Origin of the sequence: Sinorhizobium sp. NFACC03 (genome assembly GCF_900103435.1) — a bacterium.
GTDB lineage: Bacteria > Pseudomonadota > Alphaproteobacteria > Rhizobiales > Rhizobiaceae > Ensifer.
Map to the genome: position 1 here is coordinate 82384 of NZ_FMXF01000001.1, position 23993 is coordinate 106376.

Sequence of the window (23993 nt, forward strand, 5' to 3'; positions counted from 1 at the left end):
GATGGTTTCGTCAAGAATAACGGCAAGATTGTGCATACCCATTCTGGGGCAAGGGCTTGCGGGTATCCGGATCGGCTGTTCGAACCCGCTCGATCCCGCTGGTGAAGCCATATTGGATGGCGGGGCGCCCGCTGCATGAGCGCCACGAGGGATCGACGGCCGCCGCCTGTCGTGGCGGCCGTATCTTTTCGTTGCCTCAGGCTTTGACGGCCCTAAGCGCGCGGGCGAAATCCTCGACGACATCCTCGCTGTCTTCGATGCCGGCCGAGAAACGCACCGTGCCGGCGGAAATGCCCAGCTCTTCGCGGGCCTCGTCGGTCAGGTTCTTGTGCGTCGTCGTTGCCGGATGGGTGATCAGGCTCTTGCTGTCGCCGAGGTTGTTAGAGATGCGGACGATCTCCAGTGCGTTCTGCAGCGCGAAGGCCGCATCCTTGCCGCCCTTCAGTTCAAACGCGACGAGGGTGGAGCCGCCGGTCATCTGCTTGGCGATGATGTCGGCCTGCGGGTGATCCTTGCGGCCGGGGTAGATGACCTTCGCCACCTGCGGCTGCTCAGCCAGGAAGTCGGCGACGCGGCGTGCGGTTTCCGTCTGCTGGCGCACGCGCAGCGGCAGGGTTTCAATGCCCTTCAGCAGCGTCCACGCATTGAACGGCGACATGGCCGGACCGGTATGACGGAAGTAGTCGTGCAGGTTCTCGTTGATCCATTCCTTGTCAGCAAGCACGACGCCGCCGAGGCAGCGGCCCTGGCCATCGATATGCTTGGTGGCGGAATAGACGACGATATGGGCGCCGAGTTCCAGCGGCTTCTGGAAGAGTGGCGTCGCAAAGACGTTGTCGACGACGACCTTGGCGCCGATCTGGTTGGCGAGCTTGGCCACACCGGCAATGTCGATGACTTCGAGCGTCGGGTTGGTCGGGCTTTCCAGGAAGAAGACCTTGGTGTTCTTCTGGATCGCCTTTTCCCAGTTGGCGAGATCGCGTCCATCGACCAGCGTGCATTCGATGCCGTATTTCGGCGCCAGCGTCTCGACCACCCAGCGGCAGGAACCGAACAGCGCACGGGCGGCAACGATATGATCGCCGGCCTTCAGCTGGCAGAGGATTGCCGCGGAAACGGCAGCCATGCCCGAAGCCGTGGCCCGCGCGTCTTCGGCGCCTTCCAGCATGCACATGCGCTTTTCGAACATGTCGTTGGTCGGGCTGCCGTAGCGGGCATAGATGAAGCCTTCGGTCTCGCCCTTGAAACGCGCTTCTGCCGCCTCGGATGTCTCGTAGACGAAGCCCTGGGTGAGGAAGATCGCCTCGGACGTCTCGCCGTGCTGGGAGCGGGTGGTTCCGCCGTGGACGAGTTGTGTTGCCGGGCGCCAGTTTTTGCTCATGTGACGATCACCTTCAAAAACAAAAAAAACCGGCCGCAAAAATGGGCCGGTTTGACACCCGGCCTTTTTAGCTACTTGTTTAACGTGGCTGCAAGCCGACCGGCCAAATCACCACGGGATAAAGCTTCAATACTGCTAGGGTGCGCTTGCGTCAATTCCCGGAGTTTGGTTTTGTCTCGCAACTGGAAAGAGGACTGCAATGGCCCGCGATACTGGGATTTTGGCCGACCGCGCGATCGCCGCGCTGCTCGAAACGGGGCGCCTGAAGAGCGAGAGGCCGCTGGATGACGATCAGATCCAGCCGGCAAGCCTCGACCTGCGCCTTGGCGCCAAGGCCTTCCGCGTCCGCGCGAGCTTCATGCCAGGCCCGTCCCACCTCGTCGCCGACAAGCTTGACCGGCTGAAGCTGCATGTCGTCGATCTCACCGATGGCGCCGTGCTTGAAACCGGCTGCGTCTACATCGTGCCGTTGATGGAGAGCCTGGCGCTGCCTGCGGGCATGTCGGCCTCGGCCAATCCGAAAAGCTCGACCGGCCGCCTCGACATCTTCACCCGCGTGATCACCGACCGCGCCCAAGAGTTCGACAAGATTCCTGCCGGCTATAGCGGTCCCCTCTATCTCGAAATCAGCCCGCGCACCTTCCCGATCGTCGTGCGCCGTGGTTCGCGCCTGTCGCAGATCCGCTTCCGCATGGGCCAGTCGCTGCTCTCCGAACAGGAGCTGCTGGCGCTGCATGAAAGCGACGTGCTGGTGGCGAGCGAGCGCCCGAATGTCAGCGGTGGCGGCATTGCACTGTCGATCGACCTCAAGGGCACCGGTCCGGAGGGGCTGATTGGCTACCGTGGCAAACACCACACCGCCGTCATCGACGTCGACAAGAAGGCGCAGCACAAGATCTTCGATTTCTGGGAGCCGCTCTATAGCCGCGGACGCGACGAGCTGATCCTCGATCCGGACGAGTTCTACATCCTCGTCTCGCGCGAAGCGGTGCATGTGCCGCCGCTTTATGCGGCCGAGATGACGCCGTTCGATCCGCTGGTGGGCGAGTTCCGCGTGCACTATGCCGGCTTCTTCGATCCCGGCTTCGGCCATGCCTCTGCCGGTGGCAGCGGTAGCCGCGCCGTTCTGGAAGTCCGCAGCCACGAGGTGCCGTTCATCCTCGAACATGGCCAGATCGTCGGCCGCCTGATCTATGAACACATGCTGGAGCGTCCTGACGGTCTCTACGGCCTCGGCGTCGGCTCCAACTACCAGGCCCAGGGCCTGAAGCTTTCGAAACATTTCCGCGCCGAGTAGGGATTTTGCACGGGACCCTCGTGCGATACCGCGCAAGGGTCCTTGACAGATCGTCCCGGTTCGGGAAATTTCGCAGGCATCGCGGGTGTAGTTCAGTGGTAGAACGCCAGCTTCCCAAGCTTGATGTCGTCGGTTCGATCCCGATCACCCGCTCCAATCCTTCCTGAAGCCTCTTTTGCCTCGTTCGAGCGAGACCTATGGCCAGTTGCCTTGCGGACGGTTACTTTACCGCTCGATGAATCATCCCGCGGTTCCAAGCGCCGCCCCTGAGACAAGAACCGTGCCGGCCCGCTGCCCATGAGATTTCTTTCCCTGTTCGCTCTCTGCGCGTCCCTGATCGCAACGCCGCTTGCGGCCCAGCCCAGGGACCTGCCCATTCTGTTCGATGCGCGCGAACGCATCGCCAAGCCCGATCTCACGGGCCTTGCGCGCTTGCGCTTCCTGACGACGGTCGACTTTCCGCCGTTCAACTTCATCGATCAGTCCGGCAAGCTCTCCGGTTTTCACGTCGATCTCGTGCGCGAGATCTGCCGCGAGCTCGACATCGAAGCCAAATGCCAGATCCAGGCAGTGACCTATGCGGAACTGCTGCCGGCGCTGGAGCAGGGGCAGGGCGAAGCGGTTGCCGCCGGTATCGCCGTCGGCCCGGAACTGCGCCAGCGCTTCGGCTTCTCGCGCGCCTTCATGCGGCTTCCGGCCCGCTTGGCCATCAACACCAAGGCGGCCGGCGCCGTGACGGGTCCGAAGGACCTCAGGAAAAAAACGGTCGGTGTCGTGGCGGGCACCACCCATGAGGCCATGTTCAAGGCGTTCTTCCCCAGTATCGGGGCCAAGGTCTTCCCAGATCGCGATGCCATGCTCACGGCACTGCAGAAGGGTGAGGTGCCGGCGGTCTTTTCCGACGGTTTGCAGCTTTCCTTCTGGATCTCAGGCACGACTGCCGGGGGCTGCTGCGCACTCGTCGATGGTGCCTATTTCTCGCAACGCTTTCTCGGTGAAGGCCTGACGATCATGAACCGCAAATCCGAACCGGCGCTGACCCAGGCGATCGACCACGCGCTGCTGGCGCTTTCGCGCAGCGGCCGGCTCGAGGAAATCTACCTGCGCTACTTCCCCAACGGCATCTATTGAGCGCCCACTGCATGTTTCCTTTAATCGTACCCGATCAAAGGTCAAAAACATGCAGCAATTCAAAGTGCTACAGCGACCTTTGCGCGTCTGATAAGACGCGCAGCGCTGTAGACAGCTTGGCGTGAACGCCAGGAAATGATGAGCTACCGGCGGAAGCGGGCAAGCGCCCCTCGTTCGATGGCGGCGCAGGTGAGCTTGTCGAGACCGAGGCGGTCGCGCAGCAACTGCAACAGCCGGATCTCTTCGTTGCGAATGCGCTGGTCCGCGGCGGCGATCTCGACGGCAAGTGCGTAGGCCGTCTCATGGAACTTTTCCGGAAGCGCCTCGCGCACGATTTCCAGCGCGATATCCAACCCCTCGGGAGCCGCGAGCTGGGCGGAGCATTCGTGGCCGATATGGACGAGCTGGTCCTCGTCGAATCCCTCGAAGATCGGCAGGAACTGCACCAGCCGGCCGATGCGGGTGAATTCGTCGTCGCTCATCTCGCGGTCGACCGCCGACATCATCACCATGACATAGATGAGCGCTTCGTGGTGGCTGAGGCTTGGCAGCATGGGTCTTTCCGGCGGTAGCGCAATTCCGGGAACGGCGTGAAGCGGTGTCCATCCGGATTGCAGAGTTTCAAAGAGTTGGATCATCTCACTGTTTCAACGATGTAATGAGATGATCTGGACGGTTGAGAGCTGGGAATTGCCGCGGCTGTTTACAAGTCTGGCTGCGGCTCGTCCATCCCGGTGCCGAGGGTTGGGTCGTCGAACGTCATCGGCGTGTGACTGAGGTCGCGCGGATCTTCGCCATAGAAGCCGAGCTTCGCCTGGCGCGCAGCGTCGGCCCGCGTCTTGAGCGGCGAGCCGGGTACCGGCGTCGCCCAGCCGTTGTCGACGAGCCAGGTTGCGAGATCCTGCCCGCCGAGCGAGCAGGAAGCGGTGGCCGATGCGCCGGCGCTCCCCTCGGGCATGTCGCAGCTGACCGCGCGTGCGCGCAAGAAGTTTCTGAAGGCCGTCCGTGCGACGATGCCGCAGGGCCAACTCTTCCCCCCGGTTTCGCAGGTTCTCTCTGCCTGCTCGGGCTCGATGCCATCGATCTGCAGCGTGAGCTTGTCGAACTGGATCACACCGGCGGCGATCGCCACGGGGCGATAGAGGATGGTCGGCCCGGCGGTCGCCTTCGCTTGCTTCTCCGGCTCTGACAGCGGGGCACGCGGCTCCGCGCGTTCGAGCGGCGCGCCGGTGACGGTGTCGGGCAGACCGAATTGTTGCGGCTCGATGGCGCGTGCGGCGTTTTCCGTCGTCGACGTCTGCGGTTGATCGCCGGTCGTAACCGCACCGGGCTGCGCGGTGCCGTCGGTCGGTGTTCCCAAGTCGAGCGGTACGTTATCATCCGTTTCGGCGCCATCCGGCGCCGGCTCGATTTCCGTCATGTCGGGCGTTTCGAGGACGAAGTCCGGCGTGGCGGCACTCTCGCGGTCGCGAATGGCGGCTGCACCCGCGTTGAGGATGCCGGTGAAAAGCGCGATCGCGGCGATGCCGCCGGCAAGGGAGTATAAATGCTGCCGCATCAGGAAGAACGTCCTATTGGCTGGCCCAGATGATCCGGGCGATCCATTCGATCTGGCTGATCTCGAAGCCCCGGTTCGGGTGCTCCGGGTTGAGGGAAAGGAGTTCGATCGTGCGCGGCGTCTGGCGTGCCAGGACCTTCGCCATGACCTCGCCTTCGCGTGTCTTGACCACGACGCGGTCGCCGCGCCGAACCTGCGCCCCCGGATCGACGATCAGGGTGTCGCCGTCGCGGTACAGTGGCAGCATGCTATCGCCCTGCACCTCAAGCGCGTAGATGCCCGTCCGGCGTTCCGCCACCGTTGGAAAGTCGATCACGTCCCAGCCCTGGCCGGCCGGAAAACCGCCGTCGTCGAAGAAGCCGCCGGCACCCGCCTGGGCGAAGCCGATCAGCGGGATCGCTGCACTTGCAGTCGCCGGGGTGGCCTGAGTGTCATTCGGGCTCAACAGGCTGGTGAACTGGTCCATCGTGGCGCCGGTCGCCTCGAGCACCTTGGCGATCGATTCCGTCGAAGGCCAGCGTTCCCGCCCGTCGGCAGAGTGGCGCTTGGACTTGTTGAAGGAGGTGGGGTCGAGCCCGGCGCGGCGGGCGAGACCGGAAGGCGAGAGCTGATTGCGCTCGGCCAATGCATCGATGGCGTGCCAGATCGTGCCGTGAGACAACATGCGAAAGGTCCGGGCCGAACAGGCGGCCACTTGCTGGGTTTGTTCGACACCACACTATCGAAACGCGAAGTACCGGTAAAGAATCCGAAGGAAAATAGTCCTTTCTCCGTCATTTGCTTTGGGGGCGGCGGCCCCTATAGTTCGCGTGACGGGCAGGACAGGCTTTCATCGGAGGGAACGTTTGTTGGCGCGCATGAGATCGGAGCGTCTGCTGTTCGTGGCCCTCGCTGCGGCGATTGCCGGGATCGCGCTGGAGCATGAGCTTCTCGAAATGGGGCGCCTGGCAACGCTTCTCGGTGCCGCCGGTCTCGTGGTGGCGATCGTGCTCGCCTCGCTGCGCGTGTCGCACCATGCCGAGGTGCTGGCATCCAAGGTCGGCGATCCCTATGGCACGATGATCCTGACGCTCTCGGCAGTCCTTGTCGAGGTCGTCGTGCTGGCGATCATGATGACCAGCGAGACCTCGCCGACGCTCGTGCGCGACACGATCTATGCGGCCGTCATGCTCGATATCAACGGCATCCTGGGCCTCGCCGCCCTGCTTGGTGGCCTCAAACATGGAGAGCAGCCCTATAACGACGATTCCGCCCGCACCTACAGCGTCATGATCCTGACCGCGATGGGCATCTCGATGGTCGTTCCGGAGTTCGTGCCGGCGGCGAGATGGCATCTCTACTCGGCCTTCACCATCGGCGCGATGATCACCCTCTATGCCCTGTTCCTGCGCATGCAGGTGGGGGTGCACAGCTATTTCTTCAGCTACAGCTATCCGAAGGCGAAGGGCGAGGGGAGCGCGATACAGGGCGGGCCGGATCAGCCGGTGCTGCCGTCGATCGTGATCCTGATCCTCGGCATCGTGGTGATCGGCGTGCTGGCGGAAGTGATGTCGTCGCTGCTGACCTCGGGCCTGAAGGGGAGCGGTGCCCCGCCGGCGGTGACCGCCATCGTCGTTGCCGCGATCTCTGCCTCGCCGGAAATCATGACCGCGATGCGGGCGGCACTCGCCAACCGCATGCAGGCGGTCGTCAACATCGCGCTCGGCGCCTCGCTCTCGACAGTCATCCTGACCGTGCCTGTCATGGAGGCGATCGCGCTCTATACCGGCCAGCCCTTCCTGATGGCGATGTCGCCGGTGCAAACGGTGATGGTGGCAGTTACCTTGATCGTGGCCGCGATCAACCTCAACGACGGCCAGACCAACGCCATTGAGGGCATGACTCATTTCGTGCTGTTCGCGACCTTCGTCATGCTGTCTGTGATCGGGCTTTGAGCGGATGAAGAGCCCGTTCGTGTGGTGTCAGGCCGTCGCCTTTTCGCGTGCCTTCCTCGCCACCACCTCTTCATAGGCTGCCTGCAGCGTGGCGCGCACCCGCGGCGGGCCATCGAGCAGTGCGCCGAGATGATCGTGCCGCAGCTCGTCCATGAAGCGGTCCCAGAGTTCGGGACCGCCGTTTTCCATCAGCTCGGCGCGAATACTAAGCTCTTCGCTGACCGGCAGATAGCGCCGCCCCCAGGCGCCGAGCTGGGCCATGATCGGCACCAGCGCGATCGTCATCTCCGTGAGACTGTAGATCGCCTTCTGCTTGTGCGTGGGGTCGTCCGCCTTGGTCAGCATGCCCTGCTCGACCAGCATCTTCAGCCGATCCGCCAGGATGTTGGACGAGATGCCCTCCTGGGATCGCAGCAATTCCCGGAAATGCCGTTTACCACCGAAGATCATGTCGCGAATGATCAGCAGGCTCCATTTGTCGCCGAACACTTCGAGCGAAAGATTGATCGGGCAACCCGAGCGAATGTCGTCCTTCATTGGCACCTCTTCAAAACCGCTTGCATTATCGCATCAGTGAAGCTATCGTGCAACTGCTTTCAAAATTAGAGCAGTTTTTATATGAAACCAGTTAGGCAAAGGCCAGCGGTTTTCGAACATCAGAGGAGAGAGAACATGACCGACAGATCCGTGGAACATGCGAGCTTCACCATCGAGCGCAGCTTCAAGGCGACGCCGGGACAGGTGTTCAGGGCTTTCTCCGAGCCGGCCGCGAAGGAACGTTGGTTCGTCAGTGCTGACGGGCCGGTGGCCGAATTCAGCCATGACTTCCGCGTCGGCGGTCGCGAGAGCGGTCGCTTCAGCCAGGACGGCGAAACGATCTATCATGACGACACCGTCTATCTCGACATCGTCGAGAACCGCCGGATCATCTTTGCTTACACGATGGCTGAGAACGACAAGAGGATCTCGGCGTCCGTCGCGACCGTCGACATTCAGCCGGAAGGCAACGGTACGCGCCTCGTCTTCACCGAACAGGTTGCCTTCCTCGACGGGCTCGACAAGCTCGAATACCGGCGCGACGGTTGGCAACAACTGATCAGCGCGGCGCTGGCAAAGGAACTCGGCGAAGCGGCTGTTGCTGCGTGAAGGGCAGCCATCGGTCGCGCAAGCGCATTGCCCCCCGAAACCTTTCGGTCCCCGGGGGGCTCAATGCATGGCCGCGATCGCGCTGCCGGCGATGCCCACCGAAAAGAGGGTGAGACAAACGGCAGCAATCCGTCGCGGCAGATGCGATGCCGACAAGCCCTTCGACATCTGCACCAGCATGGCGCCGGCTCCGATCCAGGTCGATCCGGCGGCGACGACCAGCAGTGAGAAGCCGGCGATCGAGGGCCAGACGGCGGCCAGTCCAGTCTGCGGCAAGAGCACCAGGGCGACGATCAGCGCCTTCGGATTGAGCAGCGTCGTGACGAAGACCTGACGGATGGAGATGACGACACCTTCGCTGCGCTCGGCATCCGTGGTCCAGAGCGCATAGGCGAGGTAGAGGACCCAGCAGGCGGCGACGAGCCTGAGCGCTAGGCCGAGCTGCGGATGGGCGGCAAGGAATGGCGCGAGCAGTGCTACGGCCGGGATGATGACGGCGAGATAACCGCCGAGCTCGCCGGTGAGCAACGGCAGCGAACGGCGGAAACCGGCAGAGGCACCCGACAGCCAGAGCAGCGTGTTCGTTGGGCCCGGCGTTGCGAGCAGGATGAGGGCGGCAAGGGCGAAGGCGAGCGGCTGCATGTCGTTGAACCTGGTTTCGTGGCCGTTATCGCCGTCTTCTAGCAGCCGCGCAAGCGTCCGTTCTTGATCTCCATCAAGGGCGGCGTCCGATCGTGCAGGAAGCTACCCGCAAGAAATCGCCACAGGCGTCCGTGGAATGCCCCTTCCGCGTGTGTCGCGGCCGCGCTATCAGACGGGACGCTGCCGCTTCTCTCCCGCCGGCGCGATCGAGGCTTCCCATGAACAAGACCGTACTGTCAGGCATCGTCATGACGACGTTTTCCTATTTCCTGTTCTCGTTGCAGGATGCGTCGGTCAAATGGCTCGTCGTCGGCTATTCGGTCTGGCAGATCCTGTTTACCCGCAGCATCACCATCCTCGTGCTTTGCCTCGTCATCGGCCGCGGCAAGCTGGTGCGCGGCGCCATCTCGTCCCCGGTGATCAAGCCGCTCTTCGTGCGCAACCTGCTGCTGCTCGCCGCCTGGCTTTCCTATTTCAACGCGGCGCGCGATCTCGGCCTCGCGGAGATGACGACGCTCTACTATGCAGCGCCGATCATTGTGACGCTGCTTGCCGTGCCGATCCTGAAGGAAGACGTGCCGCCGATCCGCTGGTTCGCCGTTTTCATCGGCTTCGTCGGCGTGCTCATCGCCTGTGACCCGCTCGGCACCGGCATGAAGCTGTCGCTGCCGGTGTTCCTGGCGCTCACCGCCGCCGTCTTCTGGGCGATCGGCACCGTCATGCTGCGCAAGACCGCGCTGCAGGAAACGACCCTGGTGCAGATGACCATCTCCAACGTCTTCTTCATCGCCATGACCGGGCTTGCGGTCGGCTTCTTTTGGACGCCGCCGGCGCTCTTCGATGTCGCCCTGATGGCGGGCACCGGCGTGATTGCCGGCATCGCCCAGTACGCGCTGTTCGAGGGCATGCGCCGCGCGCCGATCTCGGTGATCGCGCCGTTCGAATACACCTCTCTCGTCTGGGCCTTCGGCCTCGGTTTCCTGATCTGGGGCGATGTGCCGGCCGCGAACGTCTTTGCCGGCGCCGGCCTGATCTTTGCGGCCGGTCTGCTGATCATCGTCGGCGAACGCCTGGCGCACCGTCGCGCCGGTGCCACGGCCTGATTGGTGGGGTCCGGCCGGCACGCCGTCTCATGCCTTGATGACGAGCGCCTCGGGCACTCGGCCGGTCAACCGGAAGAACAGGTGTGACGTCACGAGCACGTTGGGGTCGGAGAGGTGCCGATCCAGCGCCATGAGGTCGGCGTCGAGATCGTCGCGGTCGATGAAGCCTTCACCGATCAGGCCGTCACGCACATTGTTGATGAAGTCTCTGAGGATCGGCCGGCGGTCGTGACCGGGCGGGTAGACATGTGCAACGGCATCGACCGAAATCGCCTCGATGCCCGCTTGCCGGAACAGCCGGTGCACGCGGCGGCCGATATGGAGGTCGATGCCTCTGGCCGCCGAATAGGCGATATAGGCGGCAAGCAGGCGGTCCCAGGCGGCAAGCGGCGGGTCGCAAACATGCGCCAGGAAATCGGCCTCGAAGCTCGCGATCCAGCCGCCGGGTTTTACCAGCGACACCATTTCGAGCACGATGAGCTCCGGCCGCGGAACGTTGACGAGCACCAGCCGCATATGGGCACCGTCGAAGGAGCGGCGCGGCAGGCCGGTCGCATAGGCGTCGCCCTCGCGCACCTCCACCTGGGGCAGGGCGTGGCTGGCGACGAAACGGCGCGCAAGTTCGACGAAGTGCGGGGCGCGCTCGATACCGAGCACGGAGCCCGTGGGCCCCACGCGTTTGCCAAGCAGGTGCAGCACACCACCGGGACCGCAACCGAGATCGATGACGTGTTCGCCTGGCTGGATGCCGACCCTTTCGAGCTGCTGGTCGGAATCCGGGGCGAGATTGGCGATCTGTCGCTTCAGGCGTTCTTCCTCGGGCCCGGCGCGCCCAAGCAGATAGAGATCAGGCTCGCTCATGGCGTGTCCCCCTCTGATCCCGGCGAGCATGCGCCCGCGCAGGGAGGCCGTCAATCGGGAGGTGCAAGTAGCCTTAACGCACCTGCGACGACATGAAGCGCCGTTCTGCGGTCTCCTCGTAGATGCTGAGACCTTCGCGTCGGTAGAAGGCGACGGCGGGGTTGGTGGCCAGGACGTGAGGCGCAAGGGTAGGCCAACCGCCCGTGCTTCGCCGAGCACTTGCCTGAGCGCGATCGCGCCGTAGCCGCGTTTCTGATGGATAGGGGCCACATAGAGCTTGTTGACCCAGACATGATCGTCGCGCACGGTGACCGAGACGCTGCCGACATCCTCGCCATCAGCAACGATGATGCGATGTTCGGCGAGGATCAGCGCATCGGCCGGCCGCGGTTGCCAATTGCCCCACAGCGCCACCGCGTAGTCGCGCATGCAGGCTTCCTCGAGCCAAAACAGATATAGCGCGTCACGGGATAGGGGAGGGCGAAGGTGGACTTTGGTCATGGCGTCATCACGGTAAGGGCTTCAACCCGGACAGGTCTAGCATCATGACCGTGACAGGCTGATGGCCGCCGGATGGGCCGCGCCAAGCCAGGCGTCGTGGTTGAGGCCGTCGCCCAAACGAAAACAGGCCCCGTGAGGGGCCTGCTTCCAATGCGATGCGCGGAACTTACGCCGCCTGCTTCTTCTCGCCGTAGGGGTCGAAGCGGCCGTAGAAGGTCTCGCCGCGCTCGGCCATTTCCTTCAAGAGCGCCGTCGGCTTGAAGTGGCTGCCATAGTCCTTGGCAAGCTTGTCGCACATCTTGACGAAGGCCTTTACGCCCATGCCGTCGATGTAGGAGAGCGTGCCGCCGGTATAGGGCGCAAAGCCGAAGCCGAGGATCGAGCCGACGTCCGCTTCGCGCGGATCGGTGACGATGCCTTCTTCCATGGTGCGGGCGGCTTCGAGCGCGATCGTCGCCAGGAAGCGCTGCTTCAGCACGTCGACGTCGATCTTGTCGGCGTTCTTCTGCGGGTAGAGCGTCTTCAGCTCCGGCCACAGATACTTCTTGGCGGGCTTCGCCGGATACTCGTAGAAGCCCTTGCCGTTCTTGCGGCCGCGGCGACCAAGGTCGTCGACCATCTTGTTGATCAGCGCCATGTGCTTGGGATCGACGGCCTTTTCGCCGAGGTCGGCGACGGTGGCCTTCAGGATCTTCTGGCTGAGGTCGATCGCCACTTCGTCGTTGAGCGACAGCGGTCCAACCGGCATGCCGGCCATCTTGGCGGCATTCTCGATCATCGCCGGCGGCACGCCTTCGATCAGCATGTCATAGGCTTCGTGGATGTAGCGGAAGACGCAGCGGTTGACGTAGAAACCGCGCGTGTCGTTGACGACGATCGGCGTCTTCTTGATCGCGGCGACGTAGTCGAGTGCGACGGCGAGTGCCTTGTCGTCGCTCTCCTTGCCGAGGATCACTTCGGTCAGCATCATCTTTTCGACCGGCGAGAAGAAGTGGATGCCGATGAACTGGCCGGGGCGCTTGGAGTTCTTGGCAAGGCCGGTGATCGGCAGTGTCGAGGTGTTGGAGGCAAAGATCGTGTCTTCGCCGATCACCGCTTCCACCTTCTCGATGACATCCTTCTTGACCTGGCGGTCTTCAAAGACGGCTTCGACCACAAGGCCGACTTCCTTCAGGTCGTTGTAATCGGCCGAAGGCGTGATGCGGGCGAGCAGCGCTTCGCCTTCTTCCTTGGTCAGGCGGCCCTTGCCGACCGAATCCTTGACCAGGCCTTCCGAGTGGGCCTTGCCCTTTTCGGCCGCTTCCATGTCGCGGTCGATCAGCGTGACGGCAATGCCGGCGGCAGCCGTCACATAGGCGATCGAGGCGCCCATGAAGCCGGCGCCGACGACGCCCACATGCTTGAACTCCGACTTCGGCACGCCGGCCGGACGACGGGCGCCCTTGCCGAGTTCCTGCATCGAGACGAACAGCGAGCGGATCATCGAGAAGGCTTCGGTCGTCTGAAGGATCTCGGTGAAGTAGCGCTGCTCGATCTTGAGCGCCGTGTCGAACGGCACCTGCAGGCCTTCATAGACGCATTTCAGGATGGCAACGGCGCCCGGATAGTTGCCGTAGGTCTCGCGGCGCAGGATGCCGGAAGCGGCCGGCCAGAGCTGGGCCGAGGCCGGCGTCCAGATGCCGCCGCCCGGTACCTTGTAACCCTTCTCGTCCCAGGGCTGCACCGGCTTCAGGCCGTTCTTGATCATCGCCTTGGCGGCGTCGACCAGCTTGTCCGCATCGACGACTTCGTGCACGAGGCCGAGCGCCTTGGCGCGAGCCGACGTCAGCGACGAGCCCGTCGTCATCATCTGCAGCGCGTCCTGCGCGTTGGTGAGGCGCGGCACACGCTGGGTGCCGCCGGCGCCCGGGAAGATGCCGACCTTGACTTCCGGCAGTGCGATCTTCACCGACTTGGAATTGGACGCGACGCGGCCGTGGCAGGCGAGCGACAGCTCGAAAGCGCCGCCCATGCAGGTGCCGTTGATCGCCGAGACCCAGGGCTTGCCCGAGGTTTCGAGCTTGCGGAAGAGCCCGGTCATGCGGCCGACGAGGTCGAAGAGCTTCTGGGCGGCGTTATCCGGATCCTTCTTCTTCTCTTCCTGCTGGAAGGTGAACATCGACTTGATCATCGACAGATCAGCGCCGCCGGAGAAGGTCGACTTGCCGGAGGTGAAGACGACGCCCTTGACCGCTGCGTCGGCAGTCGTTGCGTCGACGATGGCGTTGAGTTCCTCCATCACCTCCTGGGTGAAGACGTTCATCGACTTCTCAGGCATGTCCCAGGTGACGAGTGCGATGCCGTCGGCGTCGGTCTCTATCTTGAAATTGGTGTAATTCGTCATGGTTCTCCCCCTCAGTAGAGAATGGGTTCGATGCGCAGCGAGATATTCGATCCGCCGCTGTAACGTTGTTTGCTGGTATTGGTGGCGATCAGCCGGTCGTCGCGCTCGACGCGGATGGTGAAGCCCGCATCGGTGGCCTTATTGAGTTCAGGCTTCGGCACCTGCAGCACGAAGGGCACGCGGGTGGCCTTGCCATCGCTGACGACGGACGTTTCCGCGATCAGCTTGGCAGCGACGTCCATCACGCCTTGCTCTTCGAGCCTGATGGTGACGGTGCCGGCCGGAACCGGGCCGCTCGCGACATTGGTGATCGCACCGGTGAGCGTGAAGCTGTCGCTGCCTTCCTCGTCGGAGACGCAGCCAGCGGCTGCAAGCAGCCCCAGGCCCATCAGCGCGAGAAGAGAGCGGCGCATCACGTCCATCGTCAGACCCTTTCGATGATCGTGGCCGTGCCCATGCCGGCGCCGATGCAGAGCGTGACGAGCGCGGTGTTGAGATCGCGGCGCTCCAGCTCGTCGAGCACGGTGCCGAGGATCATCGCACCGGTGGCGCCGAGCGGATGGCCCATGGCGATCGCGCCACCGTTGACGTTGATCTTGTCGTGCGGGATGTCGAAGGCCTGCATGTAGCGCAGCACGACGGCGGCGAAGGCTTCGTTGAGTTCGAAGAGATCGATGTCCGACAGCTTCATGTCGGCGCGCTTCAGAAGCTTTTCGGTGACGTCGACCGGGCCGGTCAGCATCAGCGCCGGATCGGAGCCGATATTGGCGAAGGCGCGGATGCGGGCGCGCGGCTTCAGGCCCATGCTCTCGCCGCCGGCCTTGGAGCCGAGCAGCACGGCTGCGGCGCCGTCGACAATGCCCGACGAGTTGCCGGCGTGGTGCACGTAGTGGATCTTCTCGATTTCCGGATGCGCCTGGATGCCGACGGCTTCGAAGCCGCCCATCTCGCCCGGCATCTGGAAGGACGGGTTGAGCGAGGCGAGCGCCTGCATGTCGGTGCCTGGACGCATGTGCTCGTCACGGTCGAGGATGGTCAGACCGTTCCCGTCCTTGACCGGCACGACGGACTTCTTGAAATAGCCCTTCTCCCAGGAATGCGCCGCGCGCTTCTGGCTTTCCACCGCATAGGCGTCGACGTCGTCGCGGCTGAAGCCGTATTTCGTGGCGATCAGGTCGGCAGAAACACCCTGCGGCATGAAGAAGGCCGGCAGGTTGACCGAGGGGTCCATGAACCAGGAGCCACCGGACATGCCGAGGCCGACGCGCGACATGCTCTCGACGCCGCCGGCAATGACGATGTCGTCGGCACCCTGGGCGATCTTGGCCGCGCCGAAGTTGATGGCGTCGAGGCCGGAGGCGCAGAAGCGCGAGATCTGCATGCCCGGCGCGCGGGTGGAATAGCCCGCTTCGAAGGCGGCCGCCTTCGGAATCACCGCACCGGCATCCATGACCGGATCGACGCAGCCCATGATGATGTCGTCCACGGTCGAGGTATCGAGGTCGTTGCGGTCACGGACCGCTTCCAGCATCTTGGCGGCAAGGCGAACGGACGGCACTTCGTGCAGCGATCCGTCCTTCTTGCCACGGCCGCGCGGCGTGCGCACGTGGTCGTAAACGAAGACTTTCGTCATGTCTCATCTCCCTTTCGGCAGCACCATCAGGTGCTGCCCGTCAAAACAGTTTGAAATCGAACGGCTCAGAACGCGGCCGCGTCGAGCGCCATCAGCGTGTCGGCGCCGGTCTCGATACGGGCCTTGCGCAGGGCCGTTTCCGGCAGGATCCTTTCCATGAAGAAGGTCGCGGTGATCAGCTTGTTCTTCAGATAGTCTGCGCGCGTCGTTTCGCCAGAGGCAAGTTTTTCCTCAGCCGTCTTGGCAATTTTTGCCCACATGTAGCCAAGCACGACAAGGCCGAAGAGGTGCATGTAGTCGGTCGAGCCGGCGCCGGCATTGTCGGGCTTGGCCATGGCGTTCTGCATGAACCACATGGTCGCGGCCTGCAGGTCGTTGAGACCCTTCTTCAGCGCCTTGGTATAGGCGGAGAGCTTCTCGTTGCTGCGGTTTTCCTCGCAGAAATCGCCGATTTCCTTGAACAGCGCCATGACGGCGCGGCCGCCGTTCAAGCCCAGCTTGCGGCCGACGAGATCGAGCGCCTGGATGCCGTTGGCACCTTCGTAGATCATCGCGATGCGGGCATCGCGGACATACTGGCTCATGCCGTGCTCTTCGATGTAGCCGTGGCCGCCGAACATCTGCTGCGCCATGACGGCGTGGTCGAAGCCCTTGTCGGTCAAGACCCCCTTCAGGATCGGGGTCATCAGGCCGAGGATGTCGTCGGCCGTCTGGCGGTCGGCGTCATTGTCGGAGCGGTGGGCGATATCGGATTTCAGCGCCGTCCAGAGCGTGAAGGCGCGGCCGGCCTCGTTGAAGGCGCGGATCGTCATCAGCGTTCGGCGCACGTCCGGATGCACGATGATCGGGTCGGCCTTCTTGTCCGGCGCCTTTGGCCCGGAAAGCGAACGGCCCTGGATGCGGTCGCGCGCATAGTTGGCGGCGTTCTGATAGGCGATTTCGGCGATCGACAGGCCCTGCAGGCCGACGCCGAGGCGGGCCTCGTTCATCATGACGAACATGGCGTTGAGGCCCTTGTTCTCCGTACCGATGAGGTAACCTTCGGCCTCGTCATAGTTCATGACGCAGGTCGAGTTGCCGTGGATGCCCATCTTGTGTTCGATCGCGCCGCAGGAAACGCCGTTGCGGTCGCCAGGCTCGCCGTCGGCATTGAGCTTGAACTTCGGAACGATGAACAGCGAAATGCCCTTCACACCATCAGGCGCGCCCTCAATGCGGGCGAGCACCAGATGGATGATGTTATCCGACATGTCGTGTTCGCCGGCCGAGATGAAGATCTTCTGGCCGGAGATCTTGTAGGCGCCGTTGCCGGTGGGCACTGCCTTGGTGCGCAGCAGGCCGAGATCGGTGCCGCAATGGGGCTCGGTGAGATTCATCGTGCCGGTCCAGGTGCCGGCAACCATCTTCGGCAGATAGGCCTGCTTCTGCTCGTCGGTTCCATGCACCAGGATCGCGGCGATCGCGCCCTGGGTGAGGCCGGGATACATGGTCAGTGCCATGTTGGCGGACGACATGTACTCGCCGACGGCGGTGTGCAGCGTGTAGGGCAGGCCCTGGCCGCCGAATTCCTCCGGAACGGCGAGGCCGAGCCAGCCGCCTTCGCGGTAGAGGTCGAAGGCTTCCTTGAAGCCCTTGGGTACGCTGACCGAGCCGTCGTCGCGGCGCTTGCAGCCTTCCTGGTCGCCGGAGAGATTGACCGGGAACAGGGCTTCCTCGGCAAGCTTGGCCGCTTCGCCGACGATCGCTTCGATCATGTCCGGCGTAGCATCAGCAAAACCGGGTAGGTTGTTGTAGCGCTCGATGCCGAGCACGTCGTTCAGGATGAAGAGGGTGTCGTCGACCGGGGCCTTGTAGATGGGCATGCTTTCCTCGCCTTTTGGTGCTTCGGGCGCCGTACCTCGTCGGCGACGCCCGGTTGCAGGATGCCGGATGCGCCGCCATCCTCTTTGATTCTAGAGCAACTTTCCTCCAGTGATTCCACAGGAAAGCGCCATGCTCCAGGGCGGTCTCGCATCGTTGGCCGGATGCTACAAAATTTTGACGTTTGCGTAAACGTCAAAAATTGCGGGCTGCGAAGTTTCGTCGCGGCACCAGGGGAGCCGAAAGGGCGCCGGCAACCCGCGCTCACGGTACGATCCTGCCAAATCGTTAAAAATTCTGGGCAGATTAACGGCTTATTTACCACGTTTCGTGAAAGGTGCGTGTTGAGATGGTCAAAGCTGCAACCGGTCCTGGCGTCGTGTCGTTGTAGCTTTGCCCACGTCGGAAGCGCCACAGGGGTGAGGAAAGCTGTTTTCTTCCGTGACGACTTTCGGGATGGCCGACGACAGGGGCGAAGAACACCATGAATGGATCGCGATCAAATCCTCAGCGCGCAGGCAGCCAGTCCTATAGCGAGCGGCCGTCGCTCGACGCTTTGAACCGCACCATCGAAGGACTTGAGGCGCGGATCGAAGGCCTGATGAGCGGCGCTGCCCGCGACGTGGCGCAAAGGCCTCCCGAACGTCTTCCGGCCCGCGAACCAGCCAAAGAACCCGCAACGCCTCGTGACGCCGTCGCCGAAATCATGCAGCGCCAGCGCAGCCTCAGCGCTTCGCGCGAGCGCCCGCCGCTTCGCGACCGGATGCCGGCGCGCGAACCGGAACGTTATGTTCCCGAACGTCCGGCCCCTGACCGTTTTACCGAAGAGCCCCGCCTGCAACCGTTGCACAGCCAGCCACAGCGCCCGTCTTTGGCCGTCAACGATATCGCCGAGGCGCTCGTCGGTCTGCGCCAGGACCTGAAGCGCGACATCACCGATGGCCTCACGCGCGAGATGAATTCGCTCAGATCCGAGATTCGCGGCATCAAGGCTCAGGCGCAGGATCACAGCTTCGCCGAAGACGTGCGCGGCGACATGCAGCGTCTTGCCGACAGCATCCAGCAGCTCGGCCGCCAGGCCTCGCCCGCCCAGGCCGACGCGCTGCGTGGCGACTTCGACGAACTGCGTGCGATGATCGACGGCCTTGCGCGTGAAGACAGCATGCGCCGCATGGAAAACCGCTGGACCGGCGTGGAGGATCGGCTGATCGCGTTTGATCAGAACCGCGACGACGAGCTGGTGGCGCTGGCCTATCGCCTGGACGAGATCAAGTCGCAGATCGGCTCGCTGAAGGGCAGCTCGGCCGTCGACGCGCTTGAGGACAAACTGATCGCCGTCGCCCAGGCCATCGAAATGCTGGGCCGCCAGATCCAACCCGATGACCGCCGTCTCGTTTCGCAGTTTGCGGATCTCGACGGTCGGCTCGATGAAATCAGCCGCGCGATCGCTGCCAACAGTCGCACGGCGACGGGTCTCGACGGTAGCTTCGTCAACCGGCTGGAAAGCCGGCTTGGCGACCTATCCCGTCAGATCGACAGCCTGTCGCGCCCGAACGATTCCGGCCTCGGCGCCCGCCTGGAAGCCTTGACCGCCCGGGTCGAAGATCTCGCCGGCGAAAAGGCGGCCGCCCGTCTCGAAGAGCGTCTCGACCAGCTTTCGCTGGTGATGGAGCGCAGCAACAGGACCGCGCAGTCGGATCTCAACGATTATCTGTCGGATATTTCGCGCAAGATCGAGGCCCTGGACCAGGGCAGCGTCAACGACACACTGGCCGAGCGGCTCGACTATCTGGCACGCCGGATCGACGAACTCGACGCCCATGGCGTTCAACCGGCCTCCGATCCGCGCTTCGACCGGCTGGAAGATCGCCTTGTCGGCATCGCGCAGCGTCTGGAAGAGACCCACGCTGCGCCGTTCGATGATCGTGTCGCCCTGCAGAACCTCGAAGCGCAGATCGCCAATCTGTCGACGCTGGTCAGCCAGCCGCGCGCGGACATCGCTGCGAGCGCGGTGCCCGCCGATTTCGAAAACCGCATGAGCGCGCTCGAGGACTACCTCTCGACCAGCGACGAATACATCGTCGAGGCCGCTCGCCAGGCGGCCGAAGCGGTGATGGAAGCCTATGCCAAGAACGGCTCTCCGCGGGGTTCCGGCGGAGATCTGGCCGCAATCTCGGCGCTTGCCGAAGACCTTCGCACGCTCGAGGACCTCAGCCGCTCCAGCGAGGAGCGCACGGCGCGCACCTTCGAGGCGCTGCACGAGACCCTCGTGCATATCGCCGACAAGCTGGAGCGCATCGAAAGTCGCGAGCCGGCAATGTCGGCACGGGCTGAGACGCCGGTGCTGCGCGAACCCGCGCAGATGCCGAGGGCCGCGCAGCCGGAACTCGATCCCTTCGGCGACAACGACCTCGATGACCGCTACGAGGACCTGCAGCGCAACGTCCGCGCGCTGCAGGCGGAAGATCAGGCTGTGGTCACCCAGACCGTCGAGCCGGCAACGGCCTTTGCACATGACCAGCAGGTCTCGACCGTTGAAGTCGAAGATGTGCGCGAACCGGCCGCTGCAGCCCGCACCGGCCTGCTCGCCGGCCTGACCCGGCGCTTCTCCGGCAAGCGGTCCGAGCCGGTGCACGAGCAGGAGCAGTCCCGACAGGTCGTCGAGCCGACTCCGTCGATCGATCCCTCCGAAATGCTTGCGCCCGAGGAAGCCAACCAGCTGCTGGAGCCGGGTTCCGGCGTTCCCGATGTCAAGAAGATCCTGGAACGCGTGCGCGCCGGGCAGATGAACAAGGCAGGTATTCAGCCTGGCGATGGCGACAAGTCGGACTTCATCGCTGCCGCCCGCCGTGCTGCCCAGCTCGCCGTTGAAGAGGCCGACACCCTGAACAAGGTTGGTCAAAGCGGAAAGACCTCCGGCATCGGCGGCGCTTTTGCCCGTCACCGCCGGCCGATCCTCATGGCCGTCGGCGCGGTCCTGCTGGCGATCATGTCCTATCCGCTGATCAGCAATATGCTGAAGAAGCAGGAGACCGCACCGGTGGAGCCGGCCGCGATCATCGAGCAGCAGGCGGTGCCGGAATCGCGCGAAAACAAGATCGTCGACGACCTTCTGCCGCAGACCGCGGCCGTAGCCCCGGCTGAAACGCCGGTCACAGCATCCGAAATCCCTGTCGCAGCACCGGTCGATTCCGTTGAAGCCCCGGCGAAGGTATCGGAAGCTTCGATCTCGATACCGGCGACGGCCGTGCCGACGACCACCATTGCGACACCGGCCGAAGAGAAGGCACCGATGCTCGCGCCGGTCGCAGAAACGAAAACCGCTTCGGCGGCCTCCGAGTTCCAGGCGATGCCCGCTGGCAACGCACCCGCCAGTGGTGCGGCCCTTATCAGTTCTCCGGCCGAGGGCGCGGCAACGACCGCGCTGGCGCCGGTGGCCGCACCGAGCGAGATCGTGCTGCCGGAAGGCTTCGGCCCGGCAGCCCTGGTGACGGCCGCCAAGGGCGGCGACCCGCTTGCCTTCTACGAAATCGGCGCCCGCTTTAGCGAAGGCCGCAGCGTTCCTGAAAACATGGCGGAAGCCGCCAAGTGGTATCAGCGCGCCGCCGACGCCGGCGTCGTTCCGGCGCAGTATCGCCTCGCGAGCATGTATGAAAAAGGCATGGGCCTAACGCGTGACGCCTCCAAGGCGAAGGCGCTCTATCTCGCCGCCGCCGGCCAGGGCAATGCCAGCGCCATGCACAACCTCGCGGTCATGCTGGCGAGTGGCCGCGATAGTTCGCCTGACTTTGCCGAGGCAACGAAATGGTTCGCGAAGGCTGCCGAACTCGGCATTCGCGATAGCCAGTTCAACCTCGCCGTCCTCTATGCGCGTGGCAACGGCGTGCCGCAGGACCTGACCGAATCCTACAAATGGTTCTCCGCCGCCGCCCGCGAAGGCGACATGGATGCCGCCGCCAAGCGTGACGAAGTTGCCAAGGCGATGAAGCCTGAGCAGCTCGAAAGCGCCAAGGCGAAGGCCGATGCCTGGAAGGTGCAGCCGGTCGACGCCAAGGCGAACACGGTCGACGTTCCGGATGCCTGGGTCGGCCCGGCCAACAAGACCGCCAGCGTCGATATGACCAAGGCGGTCCGCAATATCCAGGCGATCCTGAACAACAACGGCTTCGACGCCGGCAAGCCCGACGGCCAGATGGGCAAGAAGACCGTGGCTGCCATCAAGGCCTTCCAGAAGTCGGTCGGCCAGGAGCCGACGGGCGAAATCACCGAGCAGCTGGTCAAGGAATTGCTGAAGCGCAATTCCTGACCCTTGGGCTTGCGCCGTAATAAAGCCGCAGAGCCGGGCGACACGGGTCGCGGGTGGCGAAGCCGTCTGCCATGTGGCTGAAAAGGTTGAAATGTCGGGCCTGCTGCATAATTCCTTAATCGGAATCAGGCTAGGGAAGAACTGATGCAGCAATCAAGGTCCGGTTGTGACCTTGGCATGTCCTGGCGGAAGCGCAACGCTGCAGGAGTGCATGACGGAAGCCGCCTCGCCCTCGGGAGAGGTGCCGGCCTTTCGAATAATCCCTCATTCGTGGTGAATTGCTTGCCACACTAACCGGTTTGCCCGCATTGCGGGCCGTTGGCATATCGAGGACCCGGCGTGACGATTTATCTGCCCATCGCAGAGTTGTCGGTGAACATACTCATCATTCTCGGTATGGGCGCGGCCGTCGGCTTTCTTTCCGGCATGTTCGGCGTTGGCGGTGGTTTCCTGATCACGCCGCTCCTGATCTTCTACAATATTCCGCCTGTCGTGGCGGTGGCGACCGGCGCCAACCAGGTGGTTGCCTCGTCGATATCCGGCGCGATCACGCATTTTCGGCGCGGCACCATCGATATCAAGCTCGGCACGGTGTTGCTCTGCGGTGGCCTCGTGGGCGCGACGGTCGGCGTCTGGCTGTTTTCGCTGCTGCGCCGCCTCGGCCAGCTCGATCTGGTGATCTCGCTGCTCTACGTCGTGCTGCTCGGCACTGTCGGCGGTCTGATGCTTTGGGAAAGCATCGTCGCCATGCGCAAGGCCGCCAAGAACGAGGCGACGACCCTGCGTCGCCCCGGCCAGCACAATTGGGTGCACGGCCTGCCGTTGAAGATGCGTTTCAAGAAGTCGAAGATCTATCTCAGCGTCATTCCGGTTGCCTTCCTCGGCTTCTGCATCGGTATCCTGACCTCGATCATGGGCGTCGGCGGCGGCTTCATCATGGTGCCGGCAATGATCTATCTCCTGCGCATCCCGACCAACGTCGTCGTCGGCACGTCGCTGTTCCAGATCGTCTTCGTCTCGGCCTATACGGTCATCGTCCAGGCGTCGACCAACTATACCGTCGATATCGTACTCGCCTTCGTCCTGATGATCGCCGGCGTCATCGGCGCGCAATACGGCGTGCGCGTCGGCCAGAAGCTGCGCGGCGAACAATTGCGAGCGCTCTTGGCGTTGCTCGTCCTTGCCGTCGGCATTCGTCTGGCGATCGAGCTCGTCATTCCGCCGAAGGATATCTATTCGGTAGTATCAGCGGGGCTCGGCTTCTGATGATCCGGTTCGCGCGCACAGCTCTCGCCCTTCTGGCACTCGCCGTCGCCGCTCCGACCCATGCGGCACTGCAGGACGAGAACGCCGATTTCACCGAGAAGCTGGAGATCGGCATCTCCACCGACGAGATTGCCATCACCTCGGATTTCCGCGGCGCGGATCTGACGATCTTCGGCGCCGTCGATGGTTTCGACCAGGGACTGCTGGCCCAGGGCAGGTACAACATCATCGTGTCCCTCGAAGGCCCCAAGGACAATGCGACGGTGCGCAAGAAGGAGCGCGTCTTCGGCATCTGGGTAAACACGCGGTCGATGACCTTCGAGCTGGTGCCGGAATCCTATTCGCTGTCAAGCACGCGCGACATCGAAACGATCGCGCCGCCCGGCGAGATGGGCAATATGGGCATCGGCGTCGACCACATGCGGCTGGTGCCGCTCGGCTTCGTCGGCGACGGCAGCAATCTCGGCGAGTTCCGCAACGCCTTTCGCCGCATCCGCGAAACGAGCGGCGTCTACGAGCGCGATCCGGGCGGCGTGCAGTTTATCAGCGCGAGCCTGTTCAAGGCGTCGGTGCGCCTGCCGGCGAACGTGCCGAACGGCGTCCACGTGGTGCGCGCCTACCTCTTTCGCGACGGCGTCTTCGTCGCCGCCAAGGCGCTGCCGTTGCGTGTCGTCAAGACTGGCCTGGAACAGTTCATTACCCAGGCAGCGCATCAGCAACCGCTCTTCTACGGTCTCGTCGCCGTGCTGCTCGCAGTCATCACCGGCTGGGGTGCCAGCGTGATCTTCCGCAAGGAATAGTTGGGCCAGGAGCTTACCCTGCGTTTTCTTTTGCCCAGCGTGCGTTTAAAGAAAGGGCAGCAGGATGCTGTAGGGATAAAATACCCAGGCATCTCGAACATGTTGATCTGAACACGCCGCGCCGAACGCGCGCTGAAGTTCGAGAAGGCGATGCTTGCGCTAGTAGCGGCAAGCGACGCCACACAGACAGA

The 23993-nt window shown here is 63.5% G+C and carries 19 protein-coding genes, 1 tRNA gene and 1 riboswitch; of the genes, 9 read left to right on the forward strand and 11 right to left on the reverse strand.

Annotation, left to right across the window (positions count from 1 at the left end; all coding sequences use genetic code 11):
* Nucleotides 1–196: 196 nt before the first annotated feature.
* Nucleotides 197–1381 carry an O-succinylhomoserine sulfhydrylase gene (locus BLU35_RS00395; RefSeq protein ID WP_058329049.1) on the reverse strand — a complete coding sequence of 395 codons (1185 nt, stop codon included), beginning with the start codon at nucleotides 1379–1381 and terminating at the stop codon, nucleotides 197–199.
* Between the two features lie 46 nt (nucleotides 1382–1427).
* Nucleotides 1428–1506, reverse strand: a riboswitch (SAM riboswitch).
* 74 nt (nucleotides 1507–1580) lie between these two features.
* Here BLU35_RS00395 and BLU35_RS00400 point away from each other — a divergent pair.
* The 3 genes from BLU35_RS00400 (at nucleotide 1581) to BLU35_RS00410 (ending at nucleotide 3809) form a co-directional block, all read left to right on the forward strand.
* On the forward strand, nucleotides 1581–2678 hold the full coding sequence (locus tag BLU35_RS00400; RefSeq protein WP_057248109.1) for a 2'-deoxycytidine 5'-triphosphate deaminase: 1098 nt from the start codon (nucleotides 1581–1583) through the stop codon (nucleotides 2676–2678).
* A gap of 81 nt (nucleotides 2679–2759) precedes the next feature.
* Nucleotides 2760–2834: transfer RNA gene (locus BLU35_RS00405), tRNA-Gly, on the forward strand.
* Nucleotides 2835–2975: 141 nt separating this feature from the next.
* Complete coding sequence (locus BLU35_RS00410) at nucleotides 2976–3809, forward strand: transporter substrate-binding domain-containing protein (protein ID WP_057248110.1); 834 nt, start codon at nucleotides 2976–2978, stop codon at nucleotides 3807–3809.
* 143 nt (nucleotides 3810–3952) lie between these two features.
* On the opposite strand, the gene BLU35_RS00415 is transcribed toward BLU35_RS00410, so the two are convergent.
* The 3 genes from BLU35_RS00415 to BLU35_RS00425 all read right to left on the reverse strand — a co-directional run bounded on the left by BLU35_RS00415 (nucleotide 3953) and on the right by BLU35_RS00425 (nucleotide 6031).
* Nucleotides 3953–4363, reverse strand: coding sequence for a tellurite resistance TerB family protein (locus tag BLU35_RS00415; RefSeq protein WP_093231850.1), 411 nt, complete (start codon nucleotides 4361–4363; stop codon nucleotides 3953–3955).
* Nucleotides 4364–4512: 149 nt separating this feature from the next.
* Nucleotides 4513–5367: a thermonuclease family protein gene (locus tag BLU35_RS00420; RefSeq protein WP_093231851.1), complete on the reverse strand. Its 855-nt coding sequence runs from the start codon at nucleotides 5365–5367 to the stop codon at nucleotides 4513–4515.
* Nucleotides 5368–5380: 13 nt separating this feature from the next.
* On the reverse strand, nucleotides 5381–6031 hold the full coding sequence (locus tag BLU35_RS00425) for a S24 family peptidase (RefSeq protein WP_093232297.1): 651 nt from the start codon (nucleotides 6029–6031) through the stop codon (nucleotides 5381–5383).
* Between the two features lie 181 nt (nucleotides 6032–6212).
* Between BLU35_RS00425 and BLU35_RS00430 the strand changes: the two genes are divergently transcribed.
* Nucleotides 6213–7301 (forward strand): calcium:cation antiporter, encoded by a 1089-nt coding sequence (locus BLU35_RS00430; RefSeq protein ID WP_093231852.1) that lies wholly within the window; start codon nucleotides 6213–6215, stop codon nucleotides 7299–7301.
* A 27-nt stretch (nucleotides 7302–7328) separates the two neighbouring features.
* On the opposite strand, the gene BLU35_RS00435 is transcribed toward BLU35_RS00430, so the two are convergent.
* Nucleotides 7329–7838 (reverse strand): winged helix-turn-helix transcriptional regulator, encoded by a 510-nt coding sequence (locus BLU35_RS00435; RefSeq protein WP_093231853.1) that lies wholly within the window; start codon nucleotides 7836–7838, stop codon nucleotides 7329–7331.
* A 135-nt stretch (nucleotides 7839–7973) separates the two neighbouring features.
* Here BLU35_RS00435 and BLU35_RS00440 point away from each other — a divergent pair, with 135 nt between their 5' ends.
* The gene (locus BLU35_RS00440) at nucleotides 7974–8447 is read left to right on the forward strand and encodes an SRPBCC family protein (RefSeq protein ID WP_093231854.1); all 474 of its coding nucleotides are present in this window, start codon (nucleotides 7974–7976) and stop codon (nucleotides 8445–8447) included.
* A 60-nt stretch (nucleotides 8448–8507) separates the two neighbouring features.
* Here the strand turns inward: BLU35_RS00440 and BLU35_RS00445 are convergent, their stop codons facing one another.
* Nucleotides 8508–9089 (reverse strand): LysE family translocator, encoded by a 582-nt coding sequence (locus BLU35_RS00445; protein WP_093231855.1) that lies wholly within the window; start codon nucleotides 9087–9089, stop codon nucleotides 8508–8510.
* Between the two features lie 218 nt (nucleotides 9090–9307).
* Between BLU35_RS00445 and BLU35_RS00450 the strand changes: the two genes are divergently transcribed.
* Nucleotides 9308–10192 carry a DMT family transporter gene (locus BLU35_RS00450; protein WP_093231856.1) on the forward strand — a complete coding sequence of 295 codons (885 nt, stop codon included), beginning with the start codon at nucleotides 9308–9310 and terminating at the stop codon, nucleotides 10190–10192.
* Between the two features lie 27 nt (nucleotides 10193–10219).
* Here BLU35_RS00450 and BLU35_RS00455 read toward each other — a convergent pair whose 3' ends face one another.
* The 5 genes from BLU35_RS00455 to BLU35_RS00475 form a co-directional block, all read right to left on the reverse strand.
* Nucleotides 10220–11482 carry a GNAT family N-acetyltransferase gene (locus tag BLU35_RS00455; RefSeq protein ID WP_176907094.1) on the reverse strand — a complete coding sequence of 421 codons (1263 nt, stop codon included), beginning with the start codon at nucleotides 11480–11482 and terminating at the stop codon, nucleotides 10220–10222.
* 238 nt (nucleotides 11483–11720) lie between these two features.
* Complete coding sequence (locus BLU35_RS00460) at nucleotides 11721–13937, reverse strand: FAD-dependent oxidoreductase (RefSeq protein ID WP_093231858.1); 2217 nt, start codon at nucleotides 13935–13937, stop codon at nucleotides 11721–11723.
* An 11-nt stretch (nucleotides 13938–13948) separates the two neighbouring features.
* Nucleotides 13949–14350, reverse strand: a complete 402-nt coding sequence (locus BLU35_RS00465) for a YbaY family lipoprotein (protein ID WP_162261269.1) — start codon at nucleotides 14348–14350, stop codon at nucleotides 13949–13951.
* Between the two features lie 11 nt (nucleotides 14351–14361).
* The gene (locus tag BLU35_RS00470) at nucleotides 14362–15570 is read right to left on the reverse strand and encodes an acetyl-CoA C-acetyltransferase (RefSeq protein WP_093231859.1); all 1209 of its coding nucleotides are present in this window, start codon (nucleotides 15568–15570) and stop codon (nucleotides 14362–14364) included.
* A gap of 65 nt (nucleotides 15571–15635) precedes the next feature.
* A complete protein-coding gene (locus BLU35_RS00475; protein ID WP_093231860.1) occupies nucleotides 15636–17432 on the reverse strand; it encodes an acyl-CoA dehydrogenase C-terminal domain-containing protein in 1797 nt (598 codons plus the stop codon).
* Nucleotides 17433–17914: 482 nt separating this feature from the next.
* On the opposite strand from BLU35_RS00475, the gene BLU35_RS00480 reads away from it, so the two are divergent.
* The 3 genes from BLU35_RS00480 to BLU35_RS00490 all read left to right on the forward strand — a co-directional run bounded on the left by BLU35_RS00480 (nucleotide 17915) and on the right by BLU35_RS00490 (nucleotide 23802).
* A complete protein-coding gene (locus BLU35_RS00480) occupies nucleotides 17915–21736 on the forward strand; it encodes a peptidoglycan-binding protein (protein WP_093231861.1) in 3822 nt (1273 codons plus the stop codon).
* A gap of 339 nt (nucleotides 21737–22075) precedes the next feature.
* Nucleotides 22076–23002, forward strand: coding sequence for a sulfite exporter TauE/SafE family protein (locus tag BLU35_RS00485; RefSeq protein WP_057248126.1), 927 nt, complete (start codon nucleotides 22076–22078; stop codon nucleotides 23000–23002).
* Nucleotides 23002–23802 (forward strand): TIGR02186 family protein, encoded by an 801-nt coding sequence (locus tag BLU35_RS00490; protein ID WP_057248127.1) that lies wholly within the window; start codon nucleotides 23002–23004, stop codon nucleotides 23800–23802. The genes BLU35_RS00485 and BLU35_RS00490 overlap by 1 nt, the downstream gene beginning before the upstream one ends.
* Nucleotides 23803–23993: the final 191 nt, after the last annotated feature.

What these genes read in the sequence shown, in the direction of transcription:
- BLU35_RS00395 (WP_058329049.1), bottom strand. Translation starts at nt 1,381, where the DNA reads ATGAGCAAAAACTGGCGCCCGGCAACACAACTCGTCCACGGCGGAACC.
- BLU35_RS00400 (WP_057248109.1), top strand. Translation starts at nt 1,581, where the DNA reads ATGGCCCGCGATACTGGGATTTTGGCCGACCGCGCGATCGCCGCGCTG.
- BLU35_RS00410 (WP_057248110.1), top strand. Translation starts at nt 2,976, where the DNA reads ATGAGATTTCTTTCCCTGTTCGCTCTCTGCGCGTCCCTGATCGCAACG.
- BLU35_RS00415 (WP_093231850.1), bottom strand. Translation starts at nt 4,363, where the DNA reads ATGCTGCCAAGCCTCAGCCACCACGAAGCGCTCATCTATGTCATGGTG.
- BLU35_RS00420 (WP_093231851.1), bottom strand. Translation starts at nt 5,367, where the DNA reads ATGCGGCAGCATTTATACTCCCTTGCCGGCGGCATCGCCGCGATCGCG.
- BLU35_RS00425 (WP_093232297.1), bottom strand. Translation starts at nt 6,031, where the DNA reads ATGTTGTCTCACGGCACGATCTGGCACGCCATCGATGCATTGGCCGAG.
- BLU35_RS00435 (WP_093231853.1), bottom strand. Translation starts at nt 7,838, where the DNA reads ATGAAGGACGACATTCGCTCGGGTTGCCCGATCAATCTTTCGCTCGAA.
- BLU35_RS00440 (WP_093231854.1), top strand. Translation starts at nt 7,974, where the DNA reads ATGACCGACAGATCCGTGGAACATGCGAGCTTCACCATCGAGCGCAGC.
- BLU35_RS00445 (WP_093231855.1), bottom strand. Translation starts at nt 9,089, where the DNA reads ATGCAGCCGCTCGCCTTCGCCCTTGCCGCCCTCATCCTGCTCGCAACG.
- BLU35_RS00450 (WP_093231856.1), top strand. Translation starts at nt 9,308, where the DNA reads ATGAACAAGACCGTACTGTCAGGCATCGTCATGACGACGTTTTCCTAT.
- BLU35_RS00455 (WP_176907094.1), bottom strand. Translation starts at nt 11,482, where the DNA reads ATGCGCGACTACGCGGTGGCGCTGTGGGGCAATTGGCAACCGCGGCCG.
- BLU35_RS00460 (WP_093231858.1), bottom strand. Translation starts at nt 13,937, where the DNA reads ATGACGAATTACACCAATTTCAAGATAGAGACCGACGCCGACGGCATC.
- BLU35_RS00465 (WP_162261269.1), bottom strand. Translation starts at nt 14,350, where the DNA reads ATGCGCCGCTCTCTTCTCGCGCTGATGGGCCTGGGGCTGCTTGCAGCC.
- BLU35_RS00470 (WP_093231859.1), bottom strand. Translation starts at nt 15,570, where the DNA reads ATGACGAAAGTCTTCGTTTACGACCACGTGCGCACGCCGCGCGGCCGT.
- BLU35_RS00475 (WP_093231860.1), bottom strand. Translation starts at nt 17,432, where the DNA reads ATGCCCATCTACAAGGCCCCGGTCGACGACACCCTCTTCATCCTGAAC.
- BLU35_RS00480 (WP_093231861.1), top strand. Translation starts at nt 17,915, where the DNA reads ATGAATGGATCGCGATCAAATCCTCAGCGCGCAGGCAGCCAGTCCTAT.
- BLU35_RS00490 (WP_057248127.1), top strand. Translation starts at nt 23,002, where the DNA reads ATGATCCGGTTCGCGCGCACAGCTCTCGCCCTTCTGGCACTCGCCGTC.